The organism is Brevundimonas sp. NPDC058933 (genome assembly GCF_049315965.1).
Lineage (GTDB): Bacteria > Pseudomonadota > Alphaproteobacteria > Caulobacterales > Caulobacteraceae > Brevundimonas.
Map to the genome: position 1 here is coordinate 1,199,744 of NZ_JBMOSL010000001.1, position 14,950 is coordinate 1,214,693.

18 protein-coding genes are annotated in these 14,950 nt (G+C 67.2%); 12 read left to right on the forward strand and 6 right to left on the reverse strand.

Features of this window, described 5'->3' with window-relative positions:
* Nucleotides 1-78: 78 nt before the first annotated feature.
* The 4 genes from mnmA to ACOZBP_RS05880 all read left to right on the forward strand — a co-directional run bounded on the left by mnmA (nucleotide 79) and on the right by ACOZBP_RS05880 (nucleotide 4,365).
* Nucleotides 79-1,248: a tRNA 2-thiouridine(34) synthase MnmA gene (gene mnmA / locus ACOZBP_RS05865; RefSeq protein ID WP_422675494.1), complete on the forward strand. Its 1,170-nt coding sequence runs from the start codon at nucleotides 79-81 to the stop codon at nucleotides 1,246-1,248.
* A gap of 61 nt (nucleotides 1,249-1,309) precedes the next feature.
* Nucleotides 1,310-1,819 (forward strand): hemerythrin domain-containing protein, encoded by a 510-nt coding sequence (locus ACOZBP_RS05870; RefSeq protein WP_422675436.1) that lies wholly within the window; start codon nucleotides 1,310-1,312, stop codon nucleotides 1,817-1,819.
* 94 nt (nucleotides 1,820-1,913) lie between these two features.
* Nucleotides 1,914-3,845 carry a S9 family peptidase gene (locus ACOZBP_RS05875; protein ID WP_422675437.1) on the forward strand — a complete coding sequence of 644 codons (1,932 nt, stop codon included), beginning with the start codon at nucleotides 1,914-1,916 and terminating at the stop codon, nucleotides 3,843-3,845.
* Nucleotides 3,846-3,990: 145 nt separating this feature from the next.
* Nucleotides 3,991-4,365, forward strand: coding sequence for a hypothetical protein (locus ACOZBP_RS05880; protein ID WP_422675438.1), 375 nt, complete (start codon nucleotides 3,991-3,993; stop codon nucleotides 4,363-4,365).
* A gap of 90 nt (nucleotides 4,366-4,455) precedes the next feature.
* Here the strand turns inward: ACOZBP_RS05880 and ACOZBP_RS05885 are convergent, their stop codons facing one another.
* Together ACOZBP_RS05885 and ACOZBP_RS05890 are read right to left on the reverse strand one after the other, a co-directional pair.
* Nucleotides 4,456-4,866 (reverse strand): hypothetical protein, encoded by a 411-nt coding sequence (locus tag ACOZBP_RS05885; protein ID WP_422675439.1) that lies wholly within the window; start codon nucleotides 4,864-4,866, stop codon nucleotides 4,456-4,458.
* Nucleotides 4,867-4,998: 132 nt separating this feature from the next.
* Nucleotides 4,999-5,490: a winged helix-turn-helix transcriptional regulator gene (locus ACOZBP_RS05890; protein WP_422675440.1), complete on the reverse strand. Its 492-nt coding sequence runs from the start codon at nucleotides 5,488-5,490 to the stop codon at nucleotides 4,999-5,001.
* Nucleotides 5,491-5,673: 183 nt separating this feature from the next.
* On the opposite strand from ACOZBP_RS05890, the gene ACOZBP_RS05895 reads away from it, so the two are divergent.
* Nucleotides 5,674-6,501, forward strand: coding sequence for an acyl-CoA thioesterase (locus ACOZBP_RS05895; RefSeq protein WP_422675441.1), 828 nt, complete (start codon nucleotides 5,674-5,676; stop codon nucleotides 6,499-6,501).
* Between the two features lie 64 nt (nucleotides 6,502-6,565).
* A complete protein-coding gene (locus tag ACOZBP_RS05900) occupies nucleotides 6,566-7,768 on the forward strand; it encodes a thiolase family protein (RefSeq protein WP_422675442.1) in 1,203 nt (400 codons plus the stop codon).
* Nucleotides 7,769-7,778: 10 nt separating this feature from the next.
* Here the strand turns inward: ACOZBP_RS05900 and ACOZBP_RS05905 are convergent, their stop codons facing one another.
* Complete coding sequence (locus ACOZBP_RS05905; protein ID WP_422675443.1) at nucleotides 7,779-7,961, reverse strand: hypothetical protein; 183 nt, start codon at nucleotides 7,959-7,961, stop codon at nucleotides 7,779-7,781.
* Nucleotides 7,962-8,050: 89 nt separating this feature from the next.
* Between ACOZBP_RS05905 and ACOZBP_RS05910 the strand changes: the two genes are divergently transcribed.
* Nucleotides 8,051-8,383, forward strand: coding sequence for a VOC family protein (locus ACOZBP_RS05910; protein WP_422675444.1), 333 nt, complete (start codon nucleotides 8,051-8,053; stop codon nucleotides 8,381-8,383).
* 7 nt (nucleotides 8,384-8,390) lie between these two features.
* On the opposite strand, the gene ACOZBP_RS05915 is transcribed toward ACOZBP_RS05910, so the two are convergent.
* The 3 genes from ACOZBP_RS05915 to thiE form a co-directional block, all read right to left on the reverse strand.
* Nucleotides 8,391-9,116 carry a hypothetical protein gene (locus ACOZBP_RS05915; RefSeq protein WP_422675445.1) on the reverse strand — a complete coding sequence of 242 codons (726 nt, stop codon included), beginning with the start codon at nucleotides 9,114-9,116 and terminating at the stop codon, nucleotides 8,391-8,393.
* Nucleotides 9,117-9,148: 32 nt separating this feature from the next.
* Complete coding sequence (locus ACOZBP_RS05920; protein WP_422675446.1) at nucleotides 9,149-10,822, reverse strand: ATP-binding protein; 1,674 nt, start codon at nucleotides 10,820-10,822, stop codon at nucleotides 9,149-9,151.
* 64 nt (nucleotides 10,823-10,886) lie between these two features.
* Nucleotides 10,887-11,546 (reverse strand): thiamine phosphate synthase, encoded by a 660-nt coding sequence (gene thiE, locus ACOZBP_RS05925; RefSeq protein WP_422675447.1) that lies wholly within the window; start codon nucleotides 11,544-11,546, stop codon nucleotides 10,887-10,889.
* 122 nt (nucleotides 11,547-11,668) lie between these two features.
* Here thiE and ACOZBP_RS05930 point away from each other — a divergent pair, with 122 nt between their 5' ends.
* The 5 genes from ACOZBP_RS05930 (at nucleotide 11,669) to ACOZBP_RS05950 (ending at nucleotide 14,767) form a co-directional block, all read left to right on the forward strand.
* Entirely contained in the window at nucleotides 11,669-11,854 is a 186-nt protein-coding gene (locus ACOZBP_RS05930) for a (2Fe-2S)-binding protein (protein WP_422675448.1), read from the forward strand.
* Nucleotides 11,855-12,023: 169 nt separating this feature from the next.
* Nucleotides 12,024-12,524 (forward strand): bacterioferritin, encoded by a 501-nt coding sequence (gene bfr, locus ACOZBP_RS05935; protein ID WP_422675449.1) that lies wholly within the window; start codon nucleotides 12,024-12,026, stop codon nucleotides 12,522-12,524.
* A gap of 57 nt (nucleotides 12,525-12,581) precedes the next feature.
* Nucleotides 12,582-13,136 carry a TspO protein gene (locus tag ACOZBP_RS05940; RefSeq protein WP_422675450.1) on the forward strand — a complete coding sequence of 185 codons (555 nt, stop codon included), beginning with the start codon at nucleotides 12,582-12,584 and terminating at the stop codon, nucleotides 13,134-13,136.
* Nucleotides 13,137-13,260: 124 nt separating this feature from the next.
* The gene (gene efp / locus ACOZBP_RS05945) at nucleotides 13,261-13,827 is read left to right on the forward strand and encodes an elongation factor P (RefSeq protein WP_422675451.1); all 567 of its coding nucleotides are present in this window, start codon (nucleotides 13,261-13,263) and stop codon (nucleotides 13,825-13,827) included.
* A 133-nt stretch (nucleotides 13,828-13,960) separates the two neighbouring features.
* Nucleotides 13,961-14,767 carry an inositol monophosphatase family protein gene (locus ACOZBP_RS05950; RefSeq protein WP_422675452.1) on the forward strand — a complete coding sequence of 269 codons (807 nt, stop codon included), beginning with the start codon at nucleotides 13,961-13,963 and terminating at the stop codon, nucleotides 14,765-14,767.
* Nucleotides 14,768-14,950 lie beyond the last annotated feature (183 nt).

The window sequence follows — 14,950 nt, forward strand, 5'->3', positions numbered from 1 at the left end:
GAAATCGAACGCAGGGACCTCTATATGGCGGCGATGACCATGGCTGACGACATCTGCCCCATCCCGACCATCGCTCCCATGTCCGCCGCCGCCGACATAGACGCCGCGATCGAGAGCGCGCGACAGGCTGTCGGCCTGCCGGTCGGCGCCCGTGTGGTCGCGGCCATGTCGGGCGGTGTGGATTCCACCGTCGTCGCCGCCCTGCTGGCCAAGGCCGGCTATGATGTCGTCGGCGTCACGCTCCAGCTCTACGACCACGGCGCCGCCCTGAAGAAGAAGGGCGCCTGCTGCGCCGGTCAGGACATCCACGACGCCCGTCTGGCCGCCGAGTTGATCGGCATCCCCCACTACGTCCTCGACTATGAAAGCCGCTTCAAGGACGCGGTGATCGACCAGTTCGCGGATTCCTATCTGAAGGGCCAGACCCCAGTTCCCTGCATTCGCTGCAATCAGACGGTCAAGTTCCGCGACCTGCTGGACGTCGCCCGCGACCTGGGCGCCGAGGCCATGGCCACCGGCCACTACGTCCGCCGCGCCGCCGCCGGCAACCGCTCGCAGATGAGGAAGGCCGTCGACCACTCGCGCGATCAGTCCTACTTCCTGTTCGCCACCACCCAAGCGCAGTTGGACTATCTGCGCTTCCCCCTGGCCGATCTGGAAAAGCCCCAGGTGCGCGGCGTGGCCGCCGCTCTGGGCCTGCGCATCGCCGCCAAGCCGGACAGCCAGGACATCTGCTTCGTGCCGTCCGGCGACTACCGCACCCTGATCGACCGCCTGCGCCCGCAAGGCCGCGAGGCGGGCGAGATCGTTCACATGGACGGCCGGGTTCTGGGCCAGCACGGCGGCATCACGGACTACACCATCGGCCAGCGCCGGGGCCTGAACGTCGCCGTGGGCGAGCCCCTGTTCGTGACCAAGCTGGACCCTGACAACCGCCGCGTCATCGTCGGCCCGCGCGAAGCCCTGCTGACCGCCAGCCTGGTGCTGGAAGAAACCAACTGGCTGGGCGATCAGGCCACGATCGAGGAAGCCGCCCGCGACGGCGCCCCCGTCCTGGCCCGCGTCCGCTCGACCCGCCAGCCCTCGCCGGCTCGCTTGACCCTGAGCGAAGACAAGGTCGTCTCGGTCGTCTTCGACGAAGGCGAAGAAGGCGTCGCCCCCGGCCAGGCCTGCGCCCTCTACGACCCCGCAGACCCCGACCGCGTCTTGGGCGGCGGCTTCATCCAGGGCACCACCGCTGTCGCCTGAGGCGCCTCACGACGCGCAGGCGCTGGGCGTCCGCGCCGGCCTGCCCGACGACATGCTGTACTTGCGTGACGCCTTCCCGCGTGAGCGTTGGACCGAGGCCCTGCCCGAAACCGCCGCCTTCTGGCTGCAGATGCACGCCGGCTTCCGCGCCCAGCAGGTTCAGATGGCCGAGGCCGCGACCCGCTGGCGGTCCGGCGGGCTGGATCCGCGCGGCCTGCACGCCGCCCTGCTGCCGACGCTGCAAGCCTTCCTCCAGCATCTGGACGGCCACCACCGCGTCGAGAGCGGTCACTATTTCCCGCAGTTCCGCCTGATCGAGCCGCGCATCCAGACCGGCCTCGATCTGCTGGACCGCGACCATGACGCCATCCACGCCCATCTGGACGCCCTCTACCACTCCGCCGTCGCCTTCCATCAGTCGGTCGCGGGACAGTCGCCTGACGCCCCCGACCAAGGCCACCGTCTGGCCGACCTGCTGGACCGCGCCGCCCCCAGCCTGATCCGCCACCTCGATGACGAGGAGGACATCGTCATCCCCCTGATGGTGCTGAAGGGCGGCGCGGCGGCCTGACGTCGCAGAACCGCGCTCATTAAACTTTCGACAGACCGCATCCAGCGGCCCATGTTGACGCCTCAACAGGTCACCACACCTCACGAGGTTCAGAATGCGCTCCTTCGCCTGCATGGTTTCCGCCCTGGCGCTCGTCGCCGGCTTCCCCGCCCTCGCCGCGACCGAGTCCGCCCTGCCCGCCCAGGCCGCATCGACCGTCCCTGCGCCCTATACCGCCGCCCAGTTCTTCGAGACGACCAGCTTTTCGATGGCCAACCCGGACGGCCTGGCCTTCTCCGAGGGGCGCAGCCACGTCCTGATCTCCTCGGACAGGACCGGCGTGTTCAACGCCTACGCCCTGCCCGTCGCAGGCGGCGATCCCGTGCCCCTGACCGCCTCGACCACCAACGCCACCTTCGCCCAGAGCTACTTCCCCGACGGCCGCCGCGTTCTGGTCGCGGCGGATCAGGGCGGCAACGAGCTGACCCACATCTATGTGCGCGAAACCGATGGCACGCTGCGCGACCTGACGCCGGGCGACAAGCTCAAGGCCGGCTTCATCGGCTTCAGCGACGACGGCCAAACCTTCTGGCTGACCAGCAACGAGCGCGACGCCGAGGTCTTCGACCTCTACGCCTATGACGCCGCCACCTATGACCGGAAGCTGATCTTCCAGAATCCCGGCATGGACCTGGCCGCGGTGTCCGGCGACGGGCGTCTGGTGGCCCTGACCAAGTCCCACACCAGCGCCAACTCCGACATCTATCTGGCCGACCTTCAGGCGGGCGGCGAACCCTATCTGATCACCCAGCACACCGGCGACGTCGCCTATGAGGTCAATGATTTCGGCCCCTTCAACGCCACCCTGATCTACACCAGCAATCAGGACGGCGAGTTCGCCCAAGCCTACGCCTATGACATCGCCAACAAGGCCCACAACCGCACGACCCAGGCCGACTGGGACGTCATGTATGTCTCCTTCTCGCCCAACGGCCGCTATCGGGTCACCGCCGTCAACGCCGACGCCTCGACCGAACTGACCATCGAGGACGCGCAGACCCGCGCGCCCGTCCGCCTGACCGGCCTGCCCCAGGGCGACATCACCGGCGTCCGCTTCGATCCCGGCGCCGATCTGGCCGCCTTCACCGTGGTGTCCGACACCTCGCCCGCCGACGTCTTCGTCGCCGACCTGTCGACCGGACACGCGCGGCGCCTGACCTCGGCCCTGAACCCGGCGATCAAGGAAGGCGATCTGGTCGAGGCGACCATCGTCCGCTACCCGGGCGAAGGCGGGGTCATGGTCCCGGCGGTCCTCTATCGGCCCAGGGGCGCCTCTGCCGCCAACCCGGCCCCGGCGGTCGTCCTAGTCCACGGCGGGCCGGGCGGTCAGACGCGGCGCGGCTACTCCGCCATGGTTCAGCATCTGGTCAATCACGGCTATGCCGTGCTGGGGGCCAACAACCGGGGCTCGTCCGGCTACGGCAAGACCTTCTTCCACATGGACGACAAGAAACACGGCGAGGCCGACCTGCGCGACATCGTCGCCGGCGGCGACTGGCTGCGGGCCCAGGACTGGGTGGCCGATGATCAGGTCGCGGTCATGGGCGGCTCCTACGGCGGCTACATCACGGCTGCGGCCCTGGCCTTCCACCCGGACAAGTTCGAGGCCGGCATCGATATCTTCGGCGTGACCAACTGGGTGCGGACCCTGGAATCCATCCCCGCCTGGTGGGGCGCGCAGCGCGTGGCCCTGTTCGACGAAATGGGCGACCCGGCCACCGACGCCGCACGCCAGCGCGCCATCTCCCCCCTGTTCCACGCCGACAAGATCCAGCGCCCCCTGCTGGTGATCCAGGGCGCCAACGACCCCCGCGTGCTTCAGGTCGAGAGCGACGAGCTGGTCGAAAAGGTCCGGGCCAACAACGTGCCGGTCGAATACGTCGTCTTCCCCGACGAAGGCCACGGCTTCCAGCGCCGCGCCAACCGCATCAAGGCCCAGGAATCCTACCTCGCCTTCCTGAACCGCTACGTCCGCAAGGCGGAGTGAACGGGCGGGGGCGACGTCAGAGGCTGACGCACGCCGTCCGTGAGAAAGCGCGGTCGGCTGTCGTCCCCATGTCTTCTTTCAGCGCATGGGCCAAATGCCGCTTTCGACCCGTTGCAGACCTTCAGAGGACAGTGGAAGGTTGGGCATGACTGACACAGATGCTCCTCCAGCCAACTTCCATCTCCATTCCCTTCGATACACAGGGGGATCGCTGATGGTCACGCTTGAGGTCGGCGGTGAGCCTCACGTTGAACTTCAGTTCGATCCGCCCCGCGCTTTTCGTTCGTATTCCGAAAGCGACTTCCACCACTATTTGGCAACCTACCGAGGCGAGCCCTTGCTGAAGGGGCGCGACGCGGATGTCGGCGTATTCATGAGCGATGACGCTCCCTATGTGGTTGAGTATCGCACGAACGTGCGACCCTCCGAACCCGAGACGACCTTCTCCTGCCTGATCGCGACACCGCAAGAGTGCGTGGAGGTGGTGTGTTTCGAGAAGCCTGCCATCCGATTTCTGTAGGTCAGCTTTCGGCACCGAAGCCCAGGACCGAAGCCGACCCGTTGCGGACGTTCGCGACGTCCGTCTCCGCGCGAGCAGGGTTACAGGCTGCTAGTCAACAACGAGCGAAGAGAAGTAGGTGAAGCGGGCCGATTGTCCTGATGCGGTCGAAAAGCTGACCTCGTAGGTCTCCGCATCCACTCCAATCGTGACCCCTTCGTGGGTCATGCGACGCAAGGCATCCAGACGGGGTGCGTCCGCAGCTTGGCATTGATCCTGCGGCACCCGGCCCGCGTATGTGGCGTCGCTGACCAGCAGTTTCCGTTTCGAATCCCATCGACCCGCATCCGCGCAGCCAAGGCGTAGTTCGTAAGTGGTGGGCGTGAGATCGGTTGTCTGAATGTTGTCGAGCCAAAGTTCCACGCTAGACCCGGTGACGTCCTGGCCGTTGATCTCCGTCGGAAACCAGTGGCCGGTCAAGCCGTAGTCGCCCTCGTCTGCGCAGCCTAACAAGGCCAGCATGGCTAGCGCGCACCCAGCCCTGAGTGACGTCCGACTGCGAGAGAGAGTTGCATTGGCCATTGGCTAAACTGAGCATTGTCCGTGTCTGCTTTCCACCCTTAACGGACGTCTCTACCGTCTGCTCGCCGCCTTTTAGGCCGCCTCTTCCTTGGGCATCATGTCGCCGACGGTCGGCCGGTTCTCGGCCCAGGTGACTTCGATGTCGCGGGGTTTGACGATCTCGTTGCAACAACCGCAGGCGATACGGGGCTTGAGGTCGTGGCCGCAGGTCTTGTGGATCATGGCGACGCCGCTGTCGGCCTCGCCATAGACATGTTTCTCGCCCCAGGCGTGCAGCGTCACCAGGACCCCGTACAGGTCCTTGCCCTTGGGCGTCAGGACGTATTCGTTGCGCGGCGGGCGTTCGGAATAGAGCTGCGGCTCCAGCACCCCGTGCTGCACCAGCGACTTCAGCCGCGCGGCCAGGACGTTGCGCGCCACGCCTAGCCGTTCCTGCCACTGTTCGAACCGGCGCACGCCGTTGAAGGCGTCGCGGATGACCAGCAGGGTCCACGGGTCGCCGATCACCTCCAGCGTGGCGGCGATCGAGCAGCTCTGGCGGCTATAGTCGGCGGTGCGTCCCATGCAGCGGAAAGTGACCCCGCGTCAGGCTTTTGACAAGTGGGTTGCCAATCGGGACGCAGTTTGTCAGTTTCTTTAGGCAACGAACTAACGACTGGCCTGTCGTGGTTTCTGCATTCCTCGACTTGCGGGCGGCGACGCTTCAGTCTCCGCCCGCCTCTCTTTCGCCTGCTGTTGCGTGGACCGATGACCGAAGCCGACCTGCTGCACGACGCCCTGACCCTGACGCCTTCGGACGACGGCCTCGCCGCCCACCTGTCGGGCGAATTCTCCAACGGTCCCATCGCCGCCCCGCCCGAGGCCGGCTTCCCGTTCGGCGGCCTCCTGGCGGCCCTGTGCGCGGGGGCCATGCGGCAAGGTCTCGACCTCAAGGCGCCCTTGCGCAGCCTGACGGTCCAGTATCTGGCCGCCGCCAAATACGGCCAGCCGATCCACTTCCGCCCTCGCCTGCTGCGCGGGGGCCGCAACGTCGCCTACGCCGTGGTCGAGGGCGGGCAAGGCGCGCGCCTGACCCACCACGCCAGCGCCACCTATGGCGCGGACGGCGACAGTGTCGAAACCCTCAGCCCGTTGCTCGCCCGGCCGCCCCTGCTGGATAGCGACGCGCCGGGCCTCAGCGGCCCGCTCGCCCCGCGCTTCTCGCAACACGTCGACTATCGCTTCGACAGCGGCCCCAACATCCTGGGCGGCAACGAAGGCAAGCCCGTGATCGAGCGCGTCTGGATGCGCACCCGCGACGGCGCGCCCCTGGACGAACTTCGCCTGGCCTATCTGCTGGACGCCCTCTATCCGCCCGCCTGGACCGCCTTCAAGGCGCCGCCGATGATGACCAGCGTCGATCTGCGCTACGACTTCATCAACGATCCGACGCCCGAGACCGCGCCAGACGGCTGGGCCTTCTTCGAATACCGGTTGCTGGACCACGGGCTCGGCTGGTCGGTGGACGAGGCCGTCGCCTGGGGCGCGGACGGCCGGCCGCTGGCCCTGGCTCGCCAGCGCCGCAAACTCCTCTGACCTTGCCAGTGCCCCCCCGCCTCCCCTAATCCCCGCGAAACGACTTACACTGGAAACGCTCCTCATGACCGCCGCCCCCCAGACCTCTGCCGATCCCGTCGTCATCGTCTCCTTCGCCCGCACGCCCATGGGCGGCTTCCAGGGCGCCCTGTCCACGGTCAAGGCCACCGACCTGGGCGCCGCCGCCGTCAAGGCCGCCGTCGAGCGCGCGGGCCTCGCCCCTGAAAAGGTCGAGCAGATATTCATGGGCTGCGTCCTGCCCGCCGGTCTGGGTCAGGCCCCGGCGCGTCAGGCCGCCATCGGCGCCGGCCTGGGCAAGCACGTCGAGGCGACCACGGTGAACAAGATGTGCGGCTCGGGCCTGCAAGCCGCCATGATGGCGCACGACGCCCTGCTGGCCGGCACCGCCGAGGTCATCGTCGCTGGCGGCATGGAGTCCATGACCGGCGCCCCCTACCTGATGAAAAAGCACCGCGGCGGCGCCCGCATCGGCCACGACGTCATCGTCGACAGCATGATGATGGACGGTCTGGAAGACGCCTATTCCCCCGGCAAGGCCATGGGCGTCTTCGCCGAGGACGCGGCGGCCCAGTATCAGTTCACCCGTGAACAGATGGACGAATACGCGATCGAAAGCCTGACCCGCGCCAAGGCCGCCATCGCCTCGGGCGCCTTCAAGGCCGAAATCGTCCCGGTCGAGGTCGCCACCCGCAAGGGCCCGGTCGTCGTCAGCGAGGACGAGCAGCCCGGCAAGGCCGACCCGGCCAAGATCCCCACCCTGCGCCCCGCCTTCACCAAGGACGGCGCCATCACCGCCGCCAACGCCTCTTCGATCTCGGACGGCGCTGCGGCCCTGGTAATGACCCGCGAGAGCACGGCCAAGGCCCTGGGCCTGCCCATCGTCGCCCGCGTCGTCGCCCACGCCGCCCACGCCCATGAGCCGGGCCTGTTCACCACCGCACCCGTCCCCGCCATGCAGAAGGCCCTGAAGAAGGCCGGCTGGTCGGTCGAGGACGTGGACCTGTGGGAGGTCAACGAGGCCTTCGCAGTCGTCGCCATGATCGCGCAGCAGGAACTGGGCATCGACCGCGCCAGGCTGAACGTCAACGGCGGAGCCACGGCGCTGGGCCACCCGATCGGCGCGTCGGGCGCGCGCATCCTGTCCACCCTGCTGGCGGCGCTTCAGGCGCGCGGCGGCAAGAAGGGCATGGCCTCGCTGTGCATCGGCGGCGGCGAAGCCGTGGCCATGGCCGTCGAACTGGCCTGATCAGGCGCGGCTATCGAGAGTGATGCGGCGGCGAGACCCAGGCCGGCCCCTGGTCGCCGCCGTTCGTTGAAATCAGGCGCGGGCGTCCGTCGGTCTCGACCGGCGCCCTTGTCGTTTCAGCTGTCGGACCCGCCGCCGCATCCTCGCGCATGAGCGAAGCCAGCGAGGCGCATCCGGCGCTCAGGATGATCATGGCCGACTCCTGCATTTGCGAACCATTTGCAGGTTTGCGCAGAGTCGTTCGTCGTGCAAGCGTCCGCCTGCATTTTCTGGAGAGACGCCATGCGCGAAGACGGCAAGCTGGACTACCTCGAACTGCCCGCCACCGACATGACGGCGCACAAGGCCTTCTACGCCTCAGCCTTCGGTTGGGCGTTTCAGGACTACGGCCCCGACTACGCGGCGTTCGGCGAGGGCCTGGACGGCGGCTTCACCACCGACGCCATGACGCCCAAGCCCCTGCCCATCCTCTACGCCCGGGACCTGGAAGCCATGCTGGCCAGGGTCGAGGCGGCAGGCGGGAAAATCACCCACCCGATCTTCGCCTTCCCCGGTGGACGGCGATTCCATTTTCGCGATCCGTCCGGCAACGATCTGGCCGTCTGGTCCGAATAGGCGCAGATTACCTCGGGTCTACCGACTGGGCGATCCGCTCGGCGGCGTCACGGTCGGCGCCGTCAAGGCTCATCAGCCAGACGTGGATTTCGGTCGGAGCCGCTGGCCGCTGGAACAGGTGCTCCATGGCGATGCGGCGCGTGCCTTCAGGCACGATGACTGACACGCGACCGGCCGCCGTGACCTGTTCGCCGTCATAGATGGGAAATTGCGACGCAGGCCCGGCGTAGATCATGGCCAGCGTCTTGCCCGCCTTTCGAACGGACCAGACCTTGGCCCCCGGCGCCGCACGGCCCTCGAAGAGCTGGGTCCCGCTCGACAGCTCGATACGGAACGGAAGGGCGGCGACAGCCGCAGGACCAAGCGCGCCCGGAGCGGGAGCCGACCCGGCGGACGGCGCCGGGGCCGTAGCGGGGGGCGTCGGCGCGGCGACGCTTCCCGACGGCGCAACGGGCGTCGTTGCGGCGGGCCGGAGCGAAGACGCGGTTGCGGATCGAGGCGTGGCTGCGGGCGTCGCGCTTGGCGCGGGCCTCGTCGCGGGCGTCGCGACGGTCGCGCCTGACGCCGACGGGCCGGGTCGAACAGCGGGAGGCGTGGCTTGCGGCGCGGCTTGCGCGGTGACCGGCGGCCCGCCGTTCAGCCGCCGGGTCAGGTCCTCGGTGCTTTGGGACTGGGCATGAGCAGCGATGGGCGCGGCGCTCAAGAGAATGGAGGCGAGAAGCACGGTTTTCATAACCCGACCTTGGCCCCCGCGCCGCCCGGCGGTCAAGCCGCCGCCAGTTCGACCCAGAAGGTCGCACCCTGGCCGGGCGCCGAGATGACGCCGATTTCGCCCCCCTGCAACTCGGTCAGTCGCTTGGCCAGGGCCAGGCCGATGCCATGACCTTCGATGGCCGAGCGCTCGAGCCCAAGGCGGTTGAAAGGCTCGAACAGCTGCCCCTGTTTTTCCAGCGAAAGGCCCGGCCCAAAGTCCACCACCTCGATCCTCACGCGGTCGTCAGCCCAGGCCGCCCGAAGCAGGATCCGACCGCCGGAAGCGCCGTACTTGACCGCATTCCCCGCCAGATTGCCGATGACCTGGGCCAGACGCTGCGAATCCGCCTGGGCGATCAGGGCGTCGCCCTCGATCAGCACCTCGACGCCTATTCCGCGGGTTTCGGGCTTCAGGATCAGGGCCCTCCGCACATCTTCCAGCAGCCCCGATACTTCGGTCGGTCGCAGTTCGACCTTCACCGCTCCGGACTCGGCTCGCGCCACATCCAGCAGATCGTGCGCCAGGGTTTCGACCTGTCGCGCGGTCTTCACCAGCATCTGCGCCATCTCGACCTGCTCGGCCGAGGTCGCGCCCAACTGGCCGCCCGCCCACAGCTCACCGATGCCGATGATGCCCCCGACCGGACTTTTGATCTCATGGGCGACATTGGCCAGCAACCGCGACTTGGCCGCGGAGGCCCGCTCGGCTCGTTCCCGCCCGGCGCGCGCCCGCTCGGCCAGCCGGTCCCGCTCTTCCAGCAGGGCGGCGACCATCAGGATCGGCATATAGCCCAGCAGCACCAGAAGCTGAGCCAACAGGGCGCGGTCCTGAGCGTGGAAGGAATGATAGGGGCCATGCCCCGCCATGGTCCCGCCAACGGCCATGACCGTCACGACAAGCAGCGCAGCAGCGATGCCTGACACCCGGAAGCGCACCGCCATCATCAGCAGCAGCGGCATCAACAGGAAGCCGTAAGGCAGGCTCAGGTGAGAAAAGATGGCATAGCAGGCGGCCCCGATCAGTCCCAGCAGGGCGATCCCCTCAGCGAGCCGCGCGGGCTGGCGCACGATGATCAGATGGCGGCGTTGCAGGGCCAGACCGAAGGCGCCGATCACGGCCAGCCCCAGGGCGTGGCCGCACCACCAGATTCGGAAACCGTCGACAAGGTCAGCGCCGACCATGGCGTCCAGCGCGACGGCGCTCAGGATGGCCGAAGGCAGGGGCGCGACTGCACATACCCCCAGAAACCGCGACAACCCTTCGACGGAATTGACGCTCAGCCCCGGAACGAAGCGACGCGTCAGAACCACAGCCAGACCGATCTCCAGCAGGTTCACCACCGTGAACATGGCGGACAGGGCGGGTCCGTTGCCAACCAGGAATTCGCCGGCCAGCACGCCGACGGACACCAGGGCGCCGAAGGCCAGGTCATAGGTCCGACCCCGCCCGCCGCGCAGCCAGACGGCCAGCGCCAGACCGCCGGCGCCCCAGAGGGCGGCGACCAGGCCGTTCGTTCGCGCAAAACTAATGGCCACAACCACCAGCACGGTCACGCCGACCGCCGTCAGGATCGGGGCCAGGGGCTGGCGGAAGAAGGCGGCGTTAGGCGCAGTCACGGAAATGTCGCCGTCCACGGAGGCGGCGAGCACGGTTTCAGCCCTGTCGAGCGCTCGGCTCATGTTCATGATCGGGTCCGATGTCCGCGACTAACACCCCATCCTGACCAAGCTTCCTAAACATCCTCTGAAGTCAGAAGGCGTTTTCGAGCACCGTGTTGAAGGCCCGAACCGCTGCGGCCGGTCCTTCGGGATGGTTCCAGACGCCCGCACTGACGGCCACGAAATCGGCCCCGGCGGCGGCGACCTGGGCCGCGTTCTCGACCGTGATCCCGCCGATGGCGACGCAGGGCGTCTCCATCGTCTCCTGCCAGATGGTCAGTTCGGCTAGGTCGGGCCGATGCGTGGTCGCCTTGGTGCCAGTCTCGAAGAAGGCCCCGAAGGCCACATAGTCCGCCCCCGCCTCCGCCGCCTCCATCGCCAGATGCCGGCTGTCGTGACAAGTGGCGCCGATCATGGCGTCCGGCCCCATGATGCGCCGCGCCTCGGCCACCGGCGCGTCGTCCTGACCCACATGGACGCCGTCGCAGGCCGTGGCCTTCGCCAGATCGGGACGGTCGTTCAGAATTACCGCCACGCCGTGCGCCTGGGCGATCGGCGCCAGCCGCGCCACGGCCGCCCTGATCTGATCGTCCGGCGCGTCCTTCAACCGGATCTGCAAGGCCGCGACCTCGCCTGCGGCCAGCGCCTGCTCCAGAAGGCCGGCGAAGGCCTCCAGGTCGGCTATGACAGGCGGCGTGATCAGATACAGCTGACAGGGCGGGCGGGGCGGAAGAGCGGATTGACGAGCCATGCCCCCGCCCTGCCCGTCCCGGCGGCGGGCGTCAATCGCGCCCATCGATGCGAACGATTTGCACTCGCCTTAAGAAATGCTATAGCGAGCCATTCTCAGTAACTGCTTCGGGGCTTGCCGCCTTGTACGTCTGCAACTGTAACGGCCTTCGCCAACGCGACGTCGCCCAGGCCATCGAGGCGGGCGCGACCCGCCCGAAAGATATTTTCGCGTCCAATCAATGCGCTGCCCAGTGCGCGAAATGCGTCTGCGAAATGCGTCAGATGATCCAGGACACGCAGGCGGCCTTCGCCCTCGCCGCCGAGTAGCCCGCGCCATCGAAAGACGAAATTCACTCGCACTATCAATGCAGTGATAAGTACTCGCAAATAATCCAAGCAGCATTCGCCGTGGTAAAAGCCTTCGCATCCGGCGGCGATTGAGTCTGGAGCGCCGCTCCGGCCTCCCTTTCGCCGCCCACGACGAAAGGCGACGACCATGAAGGGCGATCCGGCGATCATCCGCACCCTCAACGCAGTTCTGACCAATGAACTGACGGCGGTGAACCAGTATTTCCTGCACGCCCGAATGTTCGAGAGCTGGGGCCTCAGCCACCTCGGCGACGTCATCTATCAGGAATCCATCGGCGAGATGAAACACGCCGACATGCTGATCAAGCGCATCCTCTTCCTCGACGGCCTGCCCAACCTGCAAGACCTGCACAAGCTCAAGGTCGGCGAGGAGCCGATCGAATGCCTGGGCGCCGATCTGCAACTGGAGATCGACAGCCGCGCCACCACGCGCGACGCGGTCACCCAATGCGAGGAAGCCCGCGACTACGTCAGCCGCGACCTGCTGATGAAGATCCTGGCCGACACCGAGGAACACGTCGACTTCCTTGAGAACCAGCACAAGCTGATCGAGCTTCTCGGCGCCCAGAACTACCTCCAGTCCGCCATGAGCGAGATCAAGACCGACGGCGCCGCCACCGGCAACTAGGCGGTCTTCCAGACGCCGGACGCGGAACGAGTTTCCGCGTCCGGCCATTCCGGTCTCATGACCAGCATCGAAGACGCCCTCGACACCGCTCGCGACCAGGCCGCGGACTTTCTCAACGCCGAAGGGCGAGACTGGGCCCATGTGGCGCTTGGCGTCGCCCTGACGGCCGGCTTCGCACTGGCTGCGACGACCGCCGCTTCGAAACTGATCCGCCCCCAGCCGCGTCGCGCGCTGCAACCCCTGGGCGGCGACGCCCCGATCACAGAGCGTCCGCGTGGCCCGCTCAGCCTGATTTTGCCCGCCATGTTCTCGGCCACCACCCTGTCGGCGGTTCGCGTCTGGAATGCGCCCGCTCGTCCGGAGCGACGCAGCGCCATGGCGCTGTGGCTCGCCGCCCAGGCTGTCAGCGCCGTCTGGCTCGCAGTTCGGCCGACGCAGCGAACGACCCAGATCGTCGCCGCCATGTCCTCGGCGGGTCTGGCCGCAGCCTTTGCTCACGAAGCGCGCAAGCTGGACCCGGCCGCCGGTAAACTGGCCTCCCCCACTGGCAGGGGCGTCCGACTGGTCAACCGCGCCGAAGCTCGCCTTCGTGAGGGACCAAGCCTCCACTGATCCGCAGACCGACGATCAGCGCCCATTGCCCTTTTTCCGCTGTTCCTCTACGGCTCGCCGCGATTTCGCGCGCCCGCCCACGATGCGGCCGGGCCGCCTCCAGCCCTCACATCCAGCGGTTTCTATGAAAATCAACGGCAACAACATCAAGCCCGGCATGGTCCTACAGCACAATGGCGGCCTCTGGGTCGTCACCAAGGCCAGCCACGTCAAGCCCGGCAAGGGCGGCGCCTTCGCCAACGTCGAGGCCAAGAACCTCGAAACCGGCAACAAGCTGAACGAACGCTTCCGTTCGGAAGACAAGGTCGAGCGCGTCACTCTGGAACAGAAGGACTTCTCCTACCTGTTCGACAACGGCGACAGCCTGGTCTTCATGGACGACGCCACCTACGAGCAGATCGAACTGCAAAAGGGCTGGGTCGGCGACGAGCGCATCCCCTATCTGCAAGAGGGCATGAAGGTCATCATCGAGATGCACGAAGAGCGTCCGATCGGCCTTGAACTGCCGGAACAGGTCACGCTTGAAGTCGCCGAGACCGAGCCCACGGTCAAGGGCCAGACCGCCTCGTCCTCCTACAAGCCCGCAATCGCCAACAATGGCGTCCGCATCATGATCCCGCCCTACATGTCGGCCGGCGAGCGCATCGTCGTCGACACCTCGACGGGCGAATACGTCCGCCGCGCGGACTAACAAACACCGTCTTTTCCGGCCAAGGTCGGACACAAGACGTTTCTACGGGGGCGCGGATGGTCCGCGCCCCTTTTGCTTCTCCGTCTCTCCGGGCCGACAGGGCCTTCAAGGACAGACGGACCAGGAGAACCCCATGGCCCTCGCCTCTGCTCTTGTTCAGGTCATCATCGGCGCCGTGCGCAAGACCGCCCGCCCCATGCTTCGCGATTTCGGCGAAGTCGCCCAGCTTCAGGTTTCGCGCAAAGGACCCGGCGACTTCGTCACGGCCGCCGACCTGAAGGCCGAAGACACCCTCTTTGAACTGCTGATGAAGGCCCGCCCCGGCTACAGCTTCCTCGGCGAGGAACGCGGTCTGGTCGAAGGCACCGACAAGTCGCACACCTGGATCGTCGACCCGATCGACGGCACCACCAACTTCATGCACGCCATGCCCCACTTCGCCATCACGGTGGGCCTGGAACGCAAGCATCCCGACGGCTCGTCCGAGATCGTCGCCGGCGTCACCTACAACCCCGTCATGAACGAGCTGTTCTGGGCCGAAAAGGGCAAGGGCTGCTATCTGAACGACCAGCGCATCCGCGTCTCGGGCCGTCGCGACCTGTCGGAAAGCCTGATCTCGACCGGCCTGCCCTTCATCGGCAAGACCGGCCATTCGCAGGCGATCAAGGACATCCACGCCGTCGGCCAGCGTGTCGCCGGCATCCGCCGCCTGGGCGCGGCCTCGCTGGACTTCGCCTGGGTCGCCGCCGGCCGCTACGACGCCTTCTTCGAGCGTAACCTGCAGCCCTGGGACGTGGCGGCGGGCATCCTGTTCGTCACCGAAGCCGGCGGCACGGTCACCACCATCGACATCGACGGCGACCCCAAGAACGGCAAGCAGATCCTGGCCTCGAACCCGGAACTGCACCCGCAGCTGCGCAAGGTCCTGCAAGCGGCCTAAGGCCTCTGATCCTCCCCCGTTTCACGGGGGAGGGGGACCGCCGCAGGCGGTGGAGGGGGCAGCCACAGCCGCCACCGTCAAACATTTCGCACCACTGCTCTCTCATATATCCGGGACGACCTCGATCTCGCCCCCTCCACCATGCTGCGCATGGTCCCCCTCCCCCGCTACGCAGGGGAGGAT

Excerpts from the sequence above, each read along its gene's own strand:
- mnmA (WP_422675494.1), top strand. The coding sequence starts at position 79 with ATGTCCGCCGCCGCCGACATAGACGCCGCGATCGAGAGCGCGCGACAG.
- ACOZBP_RS05875 (WP_422675437.1), top strand. The coding sequence starts at position 1,914 with ATGCGCTCCTTCGCCTGCATGGTTTCCGCCCTGGCGCTCGTCGCCGGC.
- ACOZBP_RS05880 (WP_422675438.1), top strand. The coding sequence starts at position 3,991 with ATGACTGACACAGATGCTCCTCCAGCCAACTTCCATCTCCATTCCCTT.
- ACOZBP_RS05885 (WP_422675439.1), bottom strand. The coding sequence starts at position 4,866 with ATGCTGGCCTTGTTAGGCTGCGCAGACGAGGGCGACTACGGCTTGACC.
- ACOZBP_RS05890 (WP_422675440.1), bottom strand. The coding sequence starts at position 5,490 with ATGGGACGCACCGCCGACTATAGCCGCCAGAGCTGCTCGATCGCCGCC.
- ACOZBP_RS05895 (WP_422675441.1), top strand. The coding sequence starts at position 5,674 with ATGACCGAAGCCGACCTGCTGCACGACGCCCTGACCCTGACGCCTTCG.
- ACOZBP_RS05900 (WP_422675442.1), top strand. The coding sequence starts at position 6,566 with ATGACCGCCGCCCCCCAGACCTCTGCCGATCCCGTCGTCATCGTCTCC.
- ACOZBP_RS05905 (WP_422675443.1), bottom strand. The coding sequence starts at position 7,961 with ATGATCATCCTGAGCGCCGGATGCGCCTCGCTGGCTTCGCTCATGCGC.
- ACOZBP_RS05910 (WP_422675444.1), top strand. The coding sequence starts at position 8,051 with ATGCGCGAAGACGGCAAGCTGGACTACCTCGAACTGCCCGCCACCGAC.
- ACOZBP_RS05915 (WP_422675445.1), bottom strand. The coding sequence starts at position 9,116 with ATGAAAACCGTGCTTCTCGCCTCCATTCTCTTGAGCGCCGCGCCCATC.
- ACOZBP_RS05920 (WP_422675446.1), bottom strand. The coding sequence starts at position 10,822 with ATGAACATGAGCCGAGCGCTCGACAGGGCTGAAACCGTGCTCGCCGCC.
- thiE (WP_422675447.1), bottom strand. The coding sequence starts at position 11,546 with ATGGCTCGTCAATCCGCTCTTCCGCCCCGCCCGCCCTGTCAGCTGTAT.
- bfr (WP_422675449.1), top strand. The coding sequence starts at position 12,024 with ATGAAGGGCGATCCGGCGATCATCCGCACCCTCAACGCAGTTCTGACC.
- ACOZBP_RS05940 (WP_422675450.1), top strand. The coding sequence starts at position 12,582 with ATGACCAGCATCGAAGACGCCCTCGACACCGCTCGCGACCAGGCCGCG.
- efp (WP_422675451.1), top strand. The coding sequence starts at position 13,261 with ATGAAAATCAACGGCAACAACATCAAGCCCGGCATGGTCCTACAGCAC.
- ACOZBP_RS05950 (WP_422675452.1), top strand. The coding sequence starts at position 13,961 with ATGGCCCTCGCCTCTGCTCTTGTTCAGGTCATCATCGGCGCCGTGCGC.